The 15,690-nt window shown below is 58.8% G+C and carries 12 protein-coding genes and 1 riboswitch; of the genes, 3 read left to right on the top strand and 9 right to left on the bottom strand.

The window, feature by feature from the left end; all coding sequences use genetic code 11:
* Positions 1-13: 13 nt before the first annotated feature.
* From EL26_RS07120 to EL26_RS23560, 5 genes are all read right to left on the bottom strand, one after another.
* Positions 14-3,313: a condensation domain-containing protein gene (locus EL26_RS07120; protein WP_038086073.1), complete on the bottom strand. Its 3,300-nt coding sequence runs from the start codon at positions 3,311-3,313 to the stop codon at positions 14-16.
* 181 nt (positions 3,314-3,494) lie between these two features.
* Complete coding sequence (locus EL26_RS07115; protein ID WP_038086071.1) at positions 3,495-4,358, bottom strand: 2-oxoacid:ferredoxin oxidoreductase subunit beta; 864 nt, start codon at positions 4,356-4,358, stop codon at positions 3,495-3,497.
* A gap of 7 nt (positions 4,359-4,365) precedes the next feature.
* Complete coding sequence (locus EL26_RS07110; RefSeq protein ID WP_038086069.1) at positions 4,366-6,096, bottom strand: 2-oxoacid:acceptor oxidoreductase subunit alpha; 1,731 nt, start codon at positions 6,094-6,096, stop codon at positions 4,366-4,368.
* Between the two features lie 17 nt (positions 6,097-6,113).
* The gene (locus tag EL26_RS07105; protein WP_038086067.1) at positions 6,114-8,384 is read right to left on the bottom strand and encodes a hypothetical protein; all 2,271 of its coding nucleotides are present in this window, start codon (positions 8,382-8,384) and stop codon (positions 6,114-6,116) included.
* Positions 8,381-9,520: a glycosyltransferase family 4 protein gene (locus EL26_RS23560; protein ID WP_052036098.1), complete on the bottom strand. Its 1,140-nt coding sequence runs from the start codon at positions 9,518-9,520 to the stop codon at positions 8,381-8,383. The genes EL26_RS07105 and EL26_RS23560 overlap by 4 nt, the downstream gene beginning before the upstream one ends.
* A 184-nt stretch (positions 9,521-9,704) precedes the next feature.
* Here EL26_RS23560 and EL26_RS07095 point away from each other — a divergent pair, with 184 nt between their 5' ends.
* Positions 9,705-10,034 carry an ArsR/SmtB family transcription factor gene (locus EL26_RS07095; RefSeq protein ID WP_038086065.1) on the top strand — a complete coding sequence of 110 codons (330 nt, stop codon included), beginning with the start codon at positions 9,705-9,707 and terminating at the stop codon, positions 10,032-10,034.
* Positions 10,031-10,429 carry an SRPBCC family protein gene (locus EL26_RS07090; protein ID WP_038086063.1) on the top strand — a complete coding sequence of 133 codons (399 nt, stop codon included), beginning with the start codon at positions 10,031-10,033 and terminating at the stop codon, positions 10,427-10,429. The genes EL26_RS07095 and EL26_RS07090 overlap by 4 nt, the downstream gene beginning before the upstream one ends.
* 128 nt (positions 10,430-10,557) lie before the next feature.
* Here the strand turns inward: EL26_RS07090 and EL26_RS07085 are convergent, their stop codons facing one another.
* From EL26_RS07085 to EL26_RS07070, 4 genes are all read right to left on the bottom strand, one after another.
* The gene (locus tag EL26_RS07085) at positions 10,558-11,439 is read right to left on the bottom strand and encodes a LysM peptidoglycan-binding domain-containing protein (RefSeq protein ID WP_038086062.1); all 882 of its coding nucleotides are present in this window, start codon (positions 11,437-11,439) and stop codon (positions 10,558-10,560) included.
* Between the two features lie 6 nt (positions 11,440-11,445).
* Positions 11,446-11,585: riboswitch (cyclic di-AMP (ydaO/yuaA leader) on the bottom strand.
* Positions 11,586-11,784: 199 nt separating this feature from the next.
* Positions 11,785-13,233: an aminotransferase class I/II-fold pyridoxal phosphate-dependent enzyme gene (locus tag EL26_RS07080; RefSeq protein WP_038086060.1), complete on the bottom strand. Its 1,449-nt coding sequence runs from the start codon at positions 13,231-13,233 to the stop codon at positions 11,785-11,787.
* Positions 13,234-13,430: 197 nt separating this feature from the next.
* Positions 13,431-13,895 carry a YwhD family protein gene (locus EL26_RS07075; RefSeq protein WP_038086058.1) on the bottom strand — a complete coding sequence of 155 codons (465 nt, stop codon included), beginning with the start codon at positions 13,893-13,895 and terminating at the stop codon, positions 13,431-13,433.
* Positions 13,896-14,076: 181 nt separating this feature from the next.
* Positions 14,077-14,724 (bottom strand): hypothetical protein, encoded by a 648-nt coding sequence (locus EL26_RS07070; protein ID WP_038086056.1) that lies wholly within the window; start codon positions 14,722-14,724, stop codon positions 14,077-14,079.
* 108 nt (positions 14,725-14,832) lie between these two features.
* Between EL26_RS07070 and EL26_RS07065 the strand changes: the two genes are divergently transcribed.
* On the top strand, positions 14,833-15,681 hold the full coding sequence (locus EL26_RS07065; protein WP_052036097.1) for an alpha/beta hydrolase family protein: 849 nt from the start codon (positions 14,833-14,835) through the stop codon (positions 15,679-15,681).
* Positions 15,682-15,690 lie beyond the last annotated feature (9 nt).

Genomic DNA, 15,690 nt, shown 5'->3' with positions numbered 1-15,690 from the left:
TCTTGACTCCTCCTCAAAAGAGTTCTTCCCATGCATCTTCTTCCTCGACGGCCTCGGCCTGCAGCTGAGACAGGCGTCCCTCCGGATCGGCTGCAAACTGCTCCAGCACGCGCACCATCTGCGCCAAGTACCGGTCGACCGTTTCCGGGCGGAACTTCTGTCCCGCGTACGTGGCTTCCAACACGATCCCGCCGCCCTCTTCGCTCATCGAGAGCACGAGATCGTACGAAGCGTGTTCTCGTTCCGACGCTCCGTACAGGCGGCGAACCACCTCGTCCGTGCGGTCTGAGAGCAATTCGCTGAGCGGGCGAGGCTGCAAACTCATGCCGTCCAATTGCACGGCTCCGTCCGTCACGTTCTGCCCGATCAAGATCACCGAATACAGCGACGGAGCTTTGGCCCCGCGCTTGCGAAGTTCCTGCCAGATCAAGTCGAACGGATAGTCTTGGTTCGCATACGCGTCAAACGACGTCTTGGCGGTTCGTTCGACGATCTCGGCAAACGTCGGGTTGCCCGCCAGATCGGTCCGCATCGCCACCGGATTGATCAGCGGTCCAAACGCCTCTTCCATCTCCGGGTGCGTCCGCCCGGACAACGTAGCCCCCACGGTCACGGTGGTCTGACGCGAAAGTTGAGACAGCCAGGCCATGACGCCGGACAACACCGTGGCGTACAGCGAACTGCCTTGTCGTTTTGCCAAGTCGTTCAATTGCGCCGTCACACTCGGTGATACACTCGCCTTGCGCACGTCCAACGGGTTGGCGGCAAACTCCCCAGTGTCTCCCGGCACTTCCGGCGGCGGCACGTCATCTTGCAGTTGCGAAAGCCAATACTCCAGCTGCCCCTGCAGCTCCCCGTTTGCGAGCCGCTTGTTCAACCACGCGGCGACATCGAAGAACGAAACGACGTCCGGCAAGTCCACGTGAGACTTCCCGTGGCGGTAAGCGGTGTAGAACGCGTTCAGATCCCGAATCAACAAGCGAACCGCCCAACCGTCATAGCCGAAGTGATGCGCGCAGAGAAACAGCAACGATTTGCGTTCAGACAGCCGGAACAATTCCACGCGGAAAAACGACTCCCGGCTCAGATCGAACGGTGTCGTCCAGACCTCCAGCACGCGCGCTCTCACGGCCTCCATCTGCTGGGCATCGGGTCGTGCGCTCAGATCGTGTTCCCGATAGGACGGCGTCAGGCCCGGTGTGACGCGCTGATACGCCACGCCGTCCTGCACGACGATCGTCGTGCGAAGCATCTCATGACGCTCGACGACGGAAGCGAACGCCCGCGCAAAACTCTCCGTATGCAATTCGTCCTCGATGACATAATAAAAACCGGTACCGTACTGACTGCTCTGGGACAATTGGGAGGAAAACCACAAGCGCTTCTGAGAAGGAGAGAGCTCGTACAGCTCTTGTTCCCCCAAGCGAGGAATTGAAAGCTCCTGCCCCGAAACAGCTCCTTCGCCTCTCTCTCCCGTCGACCGTTCGACCATTTGAGCAAGCGCTTCCAACGTCTTGGTTTCAAAGACGATCCGCATCGGGAATTCCACCCCGTACTTCGCCCGCATCCGCATGACCACTTGTGTTGCCAACAACGAATGCCCGCCGAGGTCAAAAAAGCTGTCCTGCACGGCGATGTCCTCCACGCGCAACACGTCCTGCCAGATTGCCGCAAGTTCTTGCTCCACTTGGCTTCGCGGCGCGGTGAACGCACCGCTAGAAGCCGTGCTGTCCCCCTTCACCAGCTCCAGCCTTCCGTCGGACCACGCCCGCACCGACTGCTCGGTTGGAACCCATTCCTCGGTTCCCGTTCTGCGAACGTGCAGAAGTCCGACAGCGCCCAGCGGCACCCATTCTCCCGATGCGTCCACCGCCCGTACCTGCACTCCCGACCTCGGCCGCCACAAGGGAACAGCGGAAAGTTGATCTTCGGAATTTTCCAAATTATACAAATATATTCCATCTTCAAGCAGCGCTTCGTCCGCCGAGGTGCTCTCCAGAGCGTCCGCGTGCGCCTGTCGCGTCGTTTCCTGCCAGTACGCCAAGTCCGCACAAGTCAACGCCGAACCGGTACCGACCGATTCCACGCACTGCTCCAAACTGGCAAGCACAGCGCCCGCCCACTGCTCAATCGCTGCTTCCGACCAAAGAAGCGGGTCGACTTGAAACACCAAGTCCGCTCCTGTCGCGTCCGACTGACACGACAACCAAGCGTCAAACTTCTCGACCGCTGCCAGCTCCCGGAATTTCGTGAAGGTGGCCGCTCCCGCCTGATACGACCGCACGCGAGCGCGGCTTTCAAACCCGACCTGGAAGGAGAACGACTCTGCGACAGACTCCCCGGTCCAGGATTCCTGCCATTCGTACGCTTCCTTTGCGGCGGAAGCAAGTCTCCGCCCGGCGTCGGAAACGAGTTCCGTGCCCTCAAACTCCACGACCAACGGCACCGCGCGGGACAGCGCGCCCAATGCGCTTTCTACCCCTTCATCGGTGCGTCCGTCACAAACCCATCCCATCACCATGTCAGATTGTCCCGTGACGCGCGCCCAAACGGCCCGCCAAGCGGTCAGCACCAGATCCTGCGCCCCGATCTCCCAACGTCTCGCCGTGTTCTCCAGCGACTTCCACAGGTCATGGGAGAGCTCGACCGTTTTTTGCAAAAAAGGCTTTGCGCTCTGCGCAACGGTACGCTTGGGCACCTGAAGGCTTGGGACAGAGTCGATGCGCTTTCGAGCCCAATACGCACGGCCCGCTTCACTGTCCTCATCTTCCGCCAATTGGTTTAACCACTCTGAAATCACACTGTACGTGATTTCTTCCTCTTCGGATTCTTCGGCTGTGTCAACTGTATCAGAGATCATCGCCTCATAGAGGCTGAACCATTTCTCCATCAAATGCGAGGAGTTCGAATCGGCAATCAACGCCGAGAGATTCAAAACGACCAGCTCTTCTCCTGTCGTCAGAGCGAGCAGAGCCGGACGTACCAACGGTCCTGTTTGCAAATCGAATTCCGGTTGAAAAAGTCTGTCCAGAGCGGACTCCACATCCTCGGGATGAAGATCCTCCACGACCGTCCAGGCGACTTCGATCTGCTCCAACACCACCTGAACCGGCCAAGACAACCCCGGCACTTCGTGAAACACGGTGCGCAAAACTTCGTGTCGGCACACCAACTTCTCCAACGCTTTTTCCAGAACCTCGCGATTCAGCGGGCCTTCCACCCGCAATGCTGTCTGTACTTGTGTCAGCGGGTTCACGCTCCACACACGCCGCTGCTGTGGAGAAAGGCGATATCCTTCGACCGAAGTGCTCATAAGACGTTCACTCCTTAAATATTAACTGTTACTACGAAGATAATTCACGGTAGTTCTTATAGTAATTAAACGCATAAAATTAGTCAATCAAATAATGTATATATGAATCACTTTAAGTTAAGAACAATTACATAAAAAGAGCAACTCCTTTTATTCGGAGTTGCTCTGCTCTCATGCCCGGTTAGCGGCGGAACTGGTCGATCAAGGACTGCATTTCATCGTTCGGGATTTCCAGCGGCACTTTCACCGTGCCTTGTTCGGTCGCTCCGAGCACGACTTCATGGAACGCCGGGCGGTCTTCGCGGTAGAGGATCCCCGTGCAGACCGACTCCGTTTCCGCGATTTTCGCCAACGCTTGCGCTTTGTTCGTCGGGTCGTAGCCTTCTTGCTCGTCAAAGTTGACGATGTTCTCTTTGAACCACTCGTACGTGTTCACGCGGTTGAACGTGACGCAGGGCGAGAACACGTTGATCAGCGAGAAGCCTTTGTGACGGATGCCCTCTTCAATCAAGCGCTGCAGTTGCTTCAAGTCGCCGGAGAACGCCTGCGCGACGAACGAAGCGCCGGAGACGATCGCCAGTTCCAGCGGCTTGATCGGCTCTTCGGCCACGCCTTTCGGAGAGGTTTTGGTTTTGAAGCCTTTTTTCGACGTCGGGGACGATTGCCCGGTGGTCAAGCCGTAGATGTGGTTGTCCATGACGATGTACGTGATGTCCACGTTGCGGCGGCAGGCATGGATGAAATGCCCGACCCCGATGCCGTAGCCGTCCCCGTCACCGCCTGCCGCGATCACGGTCAGGTCTTGGTTTGCCATCTTGATGCCTTGCGCGGTCGGCAGGGAACGACCGTGCAGGGAGTGGAAGCCGTAGGAACCGAAGTGCTGCGAGATCTTCCCGGAGCACCCGATCCCGGAGACGCAGCAGACGTCTTCCGGCTCCAAGCCGATTTTTACGCAGACTTGTTGAAGCGCCGCGAGGACGGAGAAGTCGCCGCACCCGGGGCACCAAGTCGCTTTGTCGTAGCGAAAGTCAGCCATCGTTGCCATGTCTCAATCACCCCTTCACCGCTGCGAGAATTTCGCGGATCGTAAACGGATTGCCGTCGTACTTCAAGAGCGGCGTCAATTTGTCGTGGAAGCCGAGCTCGCGGGAGATCAGTCCGGTCAATTGTCCCGTGAAGTTGTTGTCGACGACGTAGATTTTCTTCGCTGCTTGGAAGTACTTTTGTGTGTCCTTCGGGAACGGCATCAGGCACCGGTATTGCAGGTGGCCGACCGATTGCCCGTCCATCTGTTTGATCGCTTCGCAGATTTGCGCCTGCGTGGAGCCCATGCCGACGATCAGCACGTCCGGCGTCTCCGAGCCTTTGTACTCATAGCCCCAGTCGTTGATGTGTTGCTCCATCGCGTTCAACTTGCGGAAGCGTTTTTCCATTTGCGCGTTGCGCATCGGCACGTCCTCGATCTCCAAGCCCGTCTCTTCGTGCTCGTTGGTCAGCGCGCAGTAACGGCCGTTTTTCTGACCGGGGATGGAGCGCACGGAGATGCCCGATTCGGTGTCGAGCGAGTAGCGTTTGAACGCCCCCTTCTCCAGCGCGTCGAGTTGCTCTTGGGAGACGAGGTTCTTGCGGGTGATGTCGACCGTGGAGAGGTCGAGGTCTTGGAACGACATCTTGTTCATCCCGATCAACAGGTCGGTGCAGACGATGACCGGCACTTGGAACTCTTCCGCGAGGTTGAACGCGCGGCCGATTTGATAGAAGCAGTCCGGGATCGAGGTCGGCGTGATCACGATGCGCGGCGTTTCGCCGTGCGACCCGTACAGCGCTTCGTTGACGTCCGATTGCTCCGTTTTCGTGGGCAGACCGGTCGACGGGCCGCCGCGCATGACGTCGACGATGACCAGCGGCGTCTCGGAGATGCCGGACATGCCGAGCGCTTCCATCATCAAGGACAGGCCCGGGCCGGACGTGGACGTCATCGAGCGCACGCCCGCGTAGTTCGCGCCGATCGCCATGATGCAGGCTGCGATCTCGTCTTCCGCTTGCAGAACTTTCCCGCCGTACTTCGGCAGGTTCGCAAGCACCCAGTAGAGGATTTCCGTCGCCGGAGTGATCGGGTACGCCGCGAGGATGCGGCAGCCGTTCAGAACCGCGCCGAGACCGATCGCTTCGTTGCCGTTCATCAGCAGGTAGCCCGAGCCCGGGCGGGTCGCTTGCGGCGCCGGTTTGCGGACATCCGGGTAGTTTTCCTTGATGTAGTCGTAGCCTTTGTTAAACGCGGTCTTGTTGAGATCGATCAATTCTTGGCCTTTTTTCGCGAATTGCTGTTCGATCTGCTCGTAGAAGTTGCTCGGGTCGATGTCGAGCACATACGCGGAAGCCCCGGCGGCGACCATGTTTTTGATGATCGGGTTGCCGAGTTCCTTCGCCATGTCAAGCAACGGCACGGAGCAAACTTGCAAGCCTTGGCGGTTGGTTTGCGCTTGGAACTTGGCGTCGTGCAAGATGATGCCGCCCTCGATCAACTCGTCCTCGTTCTCGGAGATCGTGGTCTGGTCAAAAGCAACCAGCATGTCGAGGTCGTCTCCGTGGTAGTACACCGGATCGGTTGTCGACGCACGAATTTTGTAGTTCGTGTGACCCCCTTTGACGAGCGACATGAAGTGGCGATAGGCAAATATGTAATAGCCCATCCGCGTGAGCACGGTGGCGAGAATTTCCCCGGTGGAGTCGATGCCTTCCCCTTGGGCCCCGCCGACCTTCCATGTGAATTCGTTGGTCATGTATGTCACCTCATACTTCATTCTTGTGGAGCCGTGTCATTGGCTAGTATGTCCCACTTGCAGAATTCCATCTCGCGTTTTGGCGGCGCTTCCACCAACGGCGCCGCCGCATAGAGCAGGGCAAGCGCCGCCGCCACCACGCCGGAATCGTTAAAAAGCAAAGCCGCCGCCGCCCCCATCAGCACCATGCGCCCGTTGCGGCGCAAGACGGGCGACGTGGTTTTTCTGCGGTACACGCGCAACAGCAAAAACAACAGCAACAGCACAAACAGCCGGCCCCACGGCGAGACGCGCAACAACAAAAAGTTCAACTGCAACTTGCGCATGGCGATCTGATAGAGCGCCGCAAACTTCCCGTCCACCAATTCCTGCGCGGCGCGCCCGATATGCGTCTGATCCGCGCCAGGAAGCGTCAAGTTCAACGCGAGCATGCCGAGGATGACGACGCCGGAAGCCGCGCTTAGCACGATCCAATTGCGCCGCGTCATCCGCCAACGGCTGAACTGCATCAAAGCGTACGTGCACCCCGCCGCCGCCGCCAGCGCGCCTCCGGCGTTCGTCCCGAACTTCGGCGCGGCAAACAGATAGATCACCGCCAAAAAAACCCCCGTCGCCCAGACCCGCCCGCGCACCGTCAACTTGCGCTTGGCGCGGTTCCACGCGTTCAAAAACAAAAACAGCGCCCCGAGCAGCACGCCCATGTACTCGTTGCCGATGCCATAGTACCGCGCTCCGGCGATCGGGTCGTACGAAAGCACCGACCGCTCCAAAAGCGGCGCGCCGATCAGCATGTCCACAACGAGCGTCAGCACCGTCACGCCCGCAATCGCGCCCAGACGATTCAGCGGGTCGCGAATCCCCCGCGCCATCATCCAGATCGACAGCGTGAGCCCGAGCGAGTAGAGGATCGTCTGCTCGTTGTTCACCGGATTGAACAGCGGCACAAACAGCCACGTCAGCGGGAAGATCAACAGCGCTTCCGTCAGCGGAGCGAGAACTTTCAGCCACGAACGCCGGAACAACTCCAACAGCAAGATCAGCGCCGCGAACGCGATCCACGTGTTCAGCCACGGCTTGACCAACACGGCGCGGGCAAAGCTCGGCACGAGCATCGCGTCCACTTGGCTCTTCAAGAGCTCGAAATTCTCCGTTTGCGTATTCATCACCGTCTGCGAAACGACCGGTTGACCGAGCCAGTCGTAGCGCTCCCCGACATACCCGTTGCCGCGCAAGAACCGCGCAAACGTCGGCGCGAGGTCGGTGTTGGCGAGCAATCCCTTGCGCTTCGTCGTGGCGGACGAGAGCATCCCGCCCGCCATGATGTCGCCGCCCGCCAGGAGCACGGGCGAAAGCGCCGGAGCGTCGGCGGTCGGGTGTTTGACAGGCGACGTCACCGCAATCATCGTGTTCGGTCCGGCGTCGGCGAGCAACTTGCCAACCAACGCGTCGCCGTCCCGCAGCGCTTCTTCAAATGTGCGAGCCGCTTGCCGCTCTTGCATAAGTTCGCGGGCTTTGCTCCAGCGCACCAGATCGCCCGGTTCCAGCACGATCAAATTCGCGGCTTGCTTGATTTTTTGATAGCTTTCGTAAAAAACGCCCGGGTCCGTCCGCATGCCGTAAGGACGCGCCGGGTCTGTGACGCGCCCCGCTTGGAACGAGCCGAGGTCGACCTGCCCGAGGCTGTCCGACGCGATCAACGCCGCCGGACGGTTGATCTCTTGGCCGAGATCGGAGTTGGCAAGCACCGCGGTCTTCCCTCCCGCTTCGTGGAGGATGTCGCCGAGCAAGCCGAGCGTGGACGTGTTGTACTTCTGCTTGTCCATGCTGACGAGAATCTGCGGCCATTGCGGCAACACCACGCCGGCGTTCGACGTTTGACCCGTGTGCCGGACGTAGAGATCCCCGCCGGTGACGGTCTGCCCGTCCTGTTGGACGGTTTCGCTCGTCCGGTACGCTTCTGCCGCCGCAAGATTGGCGCCCGCCCGGTTGCCGGAGCCGAGCGTCAGCGCGGCGTTGACGTCCGTTTTCGCTCCGAGCGTATTCAGGTTCATCACGCCGATCGAGCCGACGTCTTGCATCTTCCACAGGTTCGGCGTGCGCTCCGGCGTGATGTCGGAAAGCCGCAGTCCGTCGAGGAGAAGCAGCACGACATGACGCGCGATCGGAGACGGCTCGTTGGAGTTTCGATATTCAATACCTCCATAAGCGCCGGACAACGGGAGCGAAGAGCCGAGCACCAGCGTCAGGAACAGCAGCATGCCTGCGCGAAGGTTTGATTTTTTTCTCATACGATCACCCCTTGGCGGCTTTCCATGACGGCGTCGTATTCGCGGAGCACGGCCTGCAACATCCCGTGGCGGGTGAACTTCTCGTGGGCGCGCTGAGAGCCGAGACGCCCCATCCGCTCGCGGACGTCGGGCCGTTCGATCAAGTAACAGAGGGAGCTCGCCAGCAACACCGGGTCTTCCGGCGGCACGAGCAAGCCGGTCTCGCCGTGCACGATCACTTCCGGCAATCCTCCGATGTCGCTTGCGACAACCGGTCTTGCGGCGAGCATCGCTTCAATCGCCGCCAGCCCCAACCCCTCCTGCCGCGACGGGCAGACGGCGATGTCGACACCCGACAAGAGCTGCGCGGCGTTCGGCACTTCTCCTAAGAAACGCACGCGGGCGAGCCCGACTTTGCCGGCGATTTTTTGGTAGTCGGACAGAAGCGGCCCGTCGCCGATCAACACCAGTTCCGCGTCAAAGCCCCGCGACAGCAAGATCGCGAACGCTTCGAGCAAGAGATCGATTCCCTTCTCCTCCACCATTCGGGCGATGCAGGCGATCACCGTGCGCTCGTCGTTCTCACAGCCGAGCACGGCGCGGGCGAAGCGGCGGGTCAGCGGCGGAGGGCCTTGGATGCCGCCCCGAATCGTGACGGAGCGCGCCTCGTCAACACCGTGTGTGAGCAGCAGTTCGCGGCGCAAAGAATCGGAGACGGCGATCACGCGGTCGGTATCGGCGGCGAGACGGCGCTCCAGCGCGTTCATCGCTTTTTTCAAAAGGGCTTGGCGCGGCAAGACGTGATTATGTACGGTATAGAGCACGGCCGGGCGGGGTTCGATCCCGCGCACCGCCAAGCGGCCGACGTAGCCTGCCTTGGCTCCGTGCAGATGCACGATGTCAAAGCGCTCGCGGCGCAGCAGTTTTTGCAAGTGGCGCATCGCAAGCAGATCGGCGATCGGGTTCAGGCCGTCGTCGAGCGGAAAGTGCATCGTCGGCACGAGCGCGCTCAACTCTTGAAACAGCGCCGTCTCTCTCGGACACGCCGCCGTCACCTCATGGCCGGATTCCTGCAGCCCTTGGATCAAATCGAGCACATGACGGCGCATGCCGCCCTGCATCGGACGCAAGACTTGTAATATTTGATAGGTTCGCATCGGGTCACCTCACTCATCCTTTCCAGTCTTTCCCGAAAAACGATTGGAAAAAACCACCCGCGCACGAGAGTCGGGTGGTTTTTCGCAAAAGGGTCTGCTTGACAGGACACCAATTGGTGTCCTATCCTAAATACGGCACCAGTCAGTGTCCTTTCAAGACGTGAAGGTAAGGGGAAGGGTGATCGTGAGCGATACCAATCAAATCAGGGATGTGTATGTTGCCATTGCCGACCCGACTCGACGTGAACTGATTCGCCTCTTGGCGGACGTCGAAGAATTGCCGCTGCACAAATTGACATCCCAGTTTCAAATGGGCCGCACCGCGATTTCCAAGCATTTGGCAATCCTCAAAGAGGCCGGATTGGTACTGGACCGTAAAGTCGGCAGAGAAACGCGATACAGGTTAAATCCCTTTCCGCTCCAAGAAATTCAGGATTGGGTGGGTTTCTACAGCAAGTTCTGGAGTACGAACATGTTGCGATTACACCGACTGCTAGAGGAGGAAGACGAATGAGTTCGACAGTCTCTTTGGATTTTCAATACACCGCATCGAGGGAGAAAGTGTGGGCCGCTTTAACCGATCCGACCCAACTTGCCAAGTGGGTCATGGAGAATGACTTTCAGCCCGTCGTCGGTCACCGCTTTCAGTTTCGCGCGCAGCCGGTCGGCGGATGGGACGGGATCATCCACTGTGAAGTGCTGATCGTGGACGCACCGAACCGACTGTCCTATACGTGGGTCAGCGCCGGGCAAGAGAACACGGTCACTTGGACGCTGCAGGAACTGGAAAACGGTAAAGTGAACCTGCATCTCGAACAGTCCGGAATCACCAATCCTCAAGCGCTCGAAGGCGCGAAGTTCGGCTGGACGAGAATGTGCGGCGAACTGGGAAAGGTATTGGAACAGTAACGGATGACTCCGGAATAGATTGAACTCCGCGGCGCGCGGGAAAACAAGTATTTGAGCTGATGTCGTACAAAAACCCCCTCGATGGCACTCCATCAAGGGGGTTTTCGTTTTGCGCGCTCTGCACGAGATTATTTCAACACGTAGACTTTGATGTTCTGCTTGCCAAACTGGAGAAGTTGGGTGCGGTTCGCGTCGATGTAGATGTCGATGCGGTTGCCCTTGATCGCGCCGCCGGTGTCTTCTGCCGTGGCGACGAATCCGCCCGCCGGAAGCAGCGGAGAATCATAGCCGGTCACCCAAACTTTCGAGCCCAGCGGAATCAGGTTCGGGTCTACGGCGATCACGCCTTCGCGGATTTGGGTGCCCATCTTGGTCTGGCCGCCCCATTGCCACATGATGTTGCCCGGACCGTACGCAGTCGCTGCGACGTTGAAGGAAGCGGAGTACTCCTGACCCGCAACAGTCGGGGTTGCCGGTTGACGAACCGGTGCGACGACCGGAGTTTGACGAACCGGAGCTTGTGCCGGAATCGCGGCGCGGGCACTGGATGTTTGCACGGCCGGTTTGACCGCTTGTTCCGCGCCCTTGGCCGGAGTCGGGGAAACTTCGATCGCTTTGACCACCGGATGAAGCTCGGCGTTCTTGCCCGTCGGAATCGTGATCACTTCGCCCGCGATCAGTTTTTCACGGTCGAGGTGGTTGATCTTTTTGATGTCCGCGACGGTGGTGTTGTAACGCTTGGCCAAGTAGCTGATCGTGTCGCCCGCCGTCACTTTGTACGGGAACGGCATGTTCAGTTGTTGACCTGCAACGACCACGTCCGACTGCAAGTTGTTGGTGTACTTCACCGCGGCAACGGTGGTGCCGTTCGCTTTCGCCAGTTCGGAAAGCGTTTGGCCCGCTTGCACGGTGATCGTGGCCGCTTCGGCCTTGGTGTTCATCAGAGTGACGGCGCCGGTCACCATCAACGCGGCGACGAGCAGGTGTTTCCATTTGTTTTTGAAAGTCATGTCATGCACTTCCCTTCTAAAAGCCTGCGGAGTTAGCTGACGGATTCGGGAAGAAGGTTCCCGCCCGCTGACGTGTTGTCGCGGGTTCACCCCAAGATTGGGTCCTCCGTTCCTCTTCGAAAGTGAGGATTCGGCTTGTTAAGTTTTTTATGTCGAACGCTGTCGAACACAAGACTCACTCTACCAGACAAATCCGAGTGATTCACTAGGGGAAGACTGGAAACAAAATGGGAAATCCTCCGCAGCCGATAAGACTGCGGGTTCGTGGGTGTTTTGGAAAAAAAATCTCCCGTCCGCCAAAACGGCGGACGAGAGACTTTTTTGGAAACAAGCGGCAGTTGGGTGTTACTTGAGAACTTTGACGAACTCGATGTTCGGGTCGTCCGGGCCTTGCACCGGCAGACCTTCCTTCACGTGTTCGACGATATAGTCGATGTTGTCGTGTGTCACGACTTCGCCCGGCATGACGATCGGAATGCCCGGCGGGTAGACCATGATGAATTCGGCGATGATCCGCCCCGCCGCTTCGGCGAGCGGGATGATCTCCGTCTGTTTGTTGTAGAACGCGTCGCGCGGCGAGAGAGCGAGCAGCGGCATCGACGGGTACTTGACCTGTTTGCGCTCCAGCACTTCGCGGCGGTAGTCCTTGGCGATCGCTTCGAGCGCGTGAACGAGCGCGTCGATCGTCTCTTGGGTATCGCCGAACGTGATGATGCAGAGAATGTTGTACAGGTCGGACATCTCGACTTCGATGTTGAAGTCGTTGCGCAGGATCTTCTCCACTTCCCAGCCGGTCAGACCGAGGTTGGAGACGGTGACGTTGATTTTCAGCGGATCGTGCGCGAACGTCGCCGAGGTTTTCAAAATCTCTTCGCCAAAGCAGTACAGGCCGTCGATGGCGTTGATGCGGCGGCGGGCGTCGTGTGCGAGTTCCAGCGTCTTGGAAATCAGCTCATGGCCGTGGATCGCCAAGTTTTTGCGGGCGACGTCGAGCGACGCCAGCAAGAGATACGACGTCGAGGTCGTATGCAGCATCGAGAGCACCGACTGCACGTGTTCCGGCGAGATCAGGCCTTCGCGGACGTTCAACACGGAACTTTGCGTCATCGAGCCGCCGAGTTTGTGGACAGACGTCGCCGCCATGTCGGCACCCGCTTGCATCGCGGAGAGCGGCAGGTCTTCATGGAAGCTGAACAGCACGCCGTGCGCTTCGTCGACGAGGACGGGAACGCCGCGCTCGTGCGCGAGATCGACGATCGACTTGAGGTCGGCGGAGACGCCGAAGTAAGTCGGGTTGATCAAGAGCAGCGCTTTGGCATCCGGATGTTCGTCGAGCACTTTGCGCACTTCGTCGAGCGGCACGCCGTGGGCGATGCCGATCTCCGGGTCGATTTCCGGATGCATAAACACCGGATGCGCGCCGGAGAAGATGATCGCGGAAAGAACCGACTTGTGGACGTTGCGCGGGACGAGGATCTTCTCGCCCGGGCCGACCGCCGACATGACCATCGTCATGATCGCGCCGGACGTGCCGTGTACGGAGAAGTATGTGTGGTCGGCGCCGTATGCGCGTGCGGCCAGTTCTTGCGCTTCCTTGATTACACCTTTCGGCGAATGCAGGTCGTCCAGCGGCGCGATGTTGATCAAATCTATGGACAAAGCGTTCGGGCCGATGAACTCGGAGAATTCGTTCGGCATCCCGAAGCCTTTTTTATGCGCAGGGATGTGGAATTGAATCGGATTCCGGTTCGCATGTTCAACGAGTTTCGTGAACAAGGGGGTTTGGTTTTGCATTTCTCACACCTTTCCTTTCGTCAGAAACATAACGAAAGCCATTATATCACCTTTGGGGTAGATTAGAAATAATATTTTCTCATTCTTTAGTATGATCTTGCAGAAGCTTCAACTGGCTGTTCGTAGTATCCCCTGAAATCCGAAAAAGACCCGGTCTCCTCGCGGGAGAGCCGGGTCGATTGGCGGCTTGTTTTGGGTTACGCCAATTGCGCTTTGATCTCGTCCGGGGTGTTCGCCCAGAGGTCTTCGCGGAAGGACGCCATGAAGTCGCGCAGTTTGGTTTTTTGCTCGGAGGAGAGGTGCGGAAGTTGGACTTTGCCTTTGATCGCGCCTTCCATCGCCATCACCAAGGGACCGACGTTTTTGTAGCCGACCATGAGGTCGCGGTTGACGACGATCTCCGCCGAGACGATGCCGTAGTAGCCGCGGCCGGTCTCAAACGATTTCAATTGAATCCAAACTTCTTGGATGCGGCGGCCGTTCGGCACGTCCTCCGGCTTGGTGTACGTGCGGAAATCAACGCCGCGCTCCAGACGGGACTTGCCGTGAATCGCGCCGTTATCGACAAAAATATCGTCGCCGTCGATCATCACGACCGACAGCGTGGCAAAGTCGTCCGGCGTGCCGTGCTCGGTGCGTCCGGTGAGGTTCAGTTGTTCCATTGCGTTGGTGCCTCCCTCAATATGCAGGTGTCGTTGGTGTTTATTGTAGCCCAAGGAGCGGTGGATGTCATGTCGTCGTGCGAGGCCGCCCGCAAGAAGGACATCGTGTTCAGGAGTAGAAAGAAATGCAGGAAGATCGTAAAAAAGCCCAACTGCGTGCGTTGGGCTTTTCGTCACGTGTTTAGTTTTCAGTATGAAGAGCCGGTTTTTGCGCCCGTTTGGAGATCAACCAGAGGAGCGCCCAGAGCGCGACGGTGACCACGATCATGAAGAAGAAAAACCCGCCGGCATGAATGCAAAGCACGACCAGCCAAGCGTTCGTGAGCACGAAGTGCGTTTTGCGCATGTCTTTGTTCTTCACGCGCTTGTAGAGCATGCCGTAGACGGCGAGCGTCAGCAAGAGCAGGAAGCCGGCAAGACCGGACTTGGTTTTCACGTCGCTGAATTTGGTGATCAGGTAGTAGCCGCCGTGAACGGTGGTCAAGATCAGCGCCAGATAGCCGGTGAAGGTGTGGGCTTTATAGAGGAGTTTGCCCGTTTTTTTGATCAGGGCGTTGGGGGAACCGAGCTTTTTCTTGAAGAGGAACCACCAGAAGCTCAAAGCCCCGAACGCGATGGCGATGTTGCCGAGAAGCGTGAACGTTTCGCTGCCCTCTTCCATGGGCGGGCGCATGCCTGCCGGAGGACGTTGACCGGGCGTGCGGGGTCCGGGAGCGCCTTGAAAGTTCGGGCGTTGCGGTTGGTGGGTAAAGTAATACACGATGAGTGCAGCGGCGGCCACGAGGACCACGATGGCGGGAAGCCAGATGCGAAGACGACCTTTTGGCATAACTCCAACTCCTTGTTTTGTTCTCTCTCTGAAGTAGACAGACTCCTAGTGGTAGCAGTATAAAAGACAAAGATTAGAATTTGATTTGAAAATCAGGGGGTTATTCGTATGGAACGGTTGCAGCGATTGCCGGAAGACGGCATTCTCCTGTCGCGTAAATCGATGGAGGTCCAGGAAGAAGTTCGTGACCACGTGACGCTCGAACGAATCCTCTACCGCGTGGACGGATTGAAAGTGGTCGGCTTTCTCGCGAAGCCGATTGTGGCGGAAGGCGCGGGTGCGGGACAGCCGTTTCCGGTGCTGATCTACAACCGGGGCGGCTATCGAACGTTCAGCAAGATCAAGGAAGAGGCGCTGCACCGCATCGCGGGCTATGCCGCACGCGGGTATGTCGTGCTGGCGTCGCAATATCGCGGCAACGACGGCGGGCAAGGCCGGGACGAATACGGCGGGGCGGATGTCAAAGACGTTCTGGCGCTGGCGTGGCTTGCGGAGAGTTTGCCGGAAGCGGATGCCGGGCGAATGTTCATGTTCGGGCATTCGCGAGGCGGGATGATGACGTATCTGTGCATCCGGCACGGCTTGAACTTGCGGGCCGCCGCCGTGACCAGCGCCCCGGCCGATTTGGCGCGCCGCCCGCTGCCCTTTGCGCTGGAGCAACTGTACGGAGATTTGTTCGGCGACCCGGAGGAGAATCCGGCTCCGTACCGAGAACGCTCTGCGCTCTGCTGGCCGGAACTGTTGCGCGTGCCGCTGTTGATGCAAGCGGGCGGCGCGGACAAGCGCGTCGATGCGGAAGAATCGCAGTTGCTGGCGGCGAAGTTGGAGGCGTTGGGGTATCCGCATAAACTCGTGCTCTATCCGGAGGGCGACCACCATCTGGAGAACGTGCGAGCGGCGCGGGATGAAGCGGTTTTTGCGTGGTTTGCCCAGTGGAGGGATCGTGAAAAAAGCTGACCCCTGATG

It is taken from the genome of Tumebacillus flagellatus (assembly GCF_000714935.1).
Classification (GTDB): domain Bacteria; phylum Bacillota; class Bacilli; order Tumebacillales; family Tumebacillaceae; genus Tumebacillus; species Tumebacillus flagellatus.
The sequence above is the reverse complement of the archived record's forward strand: the minus strand, read 5'-3'. Positions and strand labels throughout refer to the sequence as shown.

What these genes read in the sequence shown, in the direction of transcription:
- EL26_RS07120 (WP_038086073.1), bottom strand. Translation starts at nt 3,313, where the DNA reads ATGAGCACTTCGGTCGAAGGATATCGCCTTTCTCCACAGCAGCGGCGT.
- EL26_RS07115 (WP_038086071.1), bottom strand. Translation starts at nt 4,358, where the DNA reads ATGGCAACGATGGCTGACTTTCGCTACGACAAAGCGACTTGGTGCCCC.
- EL26_RS07110 (WP_038086069.1), bottom strand. Translation starts at nt 6,096, where the DNA reads ATGACCAACGAATTCACATGGAAGGTCGGCGGGGCCCAAGGGGAAGGC.
- EL26_RS07105 (WP_038086067.1), bottom strand. Translation starts at nt 8,384, where the DNA reads ATGAGAAAAAAATCAAACCTTCGCGCAGGCATGCTGCTGTTCCTGACG.
- EL26_RS23560 (WP_052036098.1), bottom strand. Translation starts at nt 9,520, where the DNA reads ATGCGAACCTATCAAATATTACAAGTCTTGCGTCCGATGCAGGGCGGC.
- EL26_RS07090 (WP_038086063.1), top strand. Translation starts at nt 10,031, where the DNA reads ATGAGTTCGACAGTCTCTTTGGATTTTCAATACACCGCATCGAGGGAG.
- EL26_RS07085 (WP_038086062.1), bottom strand. Translation starts at nt 11,439, where the DNA reads ATGACTTTCAAAAACAAATGGAAACACCTGCTCGTCGCCGCGTTGATG.
- EL26_RS07080 (WP_038086060.1), bottom strand. Translation starts at nt 13,233, where the DNA reads ATGCAAAACCAAACCCCCTTGTTCACGAAACTCGTTGAACATGCGAAC.
- EL26_RS07075 (WP_038086058.1), bottom strand. Translation starts at nt 13,895, where the DNA reads ATGGAACAACTGAACCTCACCGGACGCACCGAGCACGGCACGCCGGAC.
- EL26_RS07070 (WP_038086056.1), bottom strand. Translation starts at nt 14,724, where the DNA reads ATGCCAAAAGGTCGTCTTCGCATCTGGCTTCCCGCCATCGTGGTCCTC.
- EL26_RS07065 (WP_052036097.1), top strand. Translation starts at nt 14,833, where the DNA reads ATGGAACGGTTGCAGCGATTGCCGGAAGACGGCATTCTCCTGTCGCGT.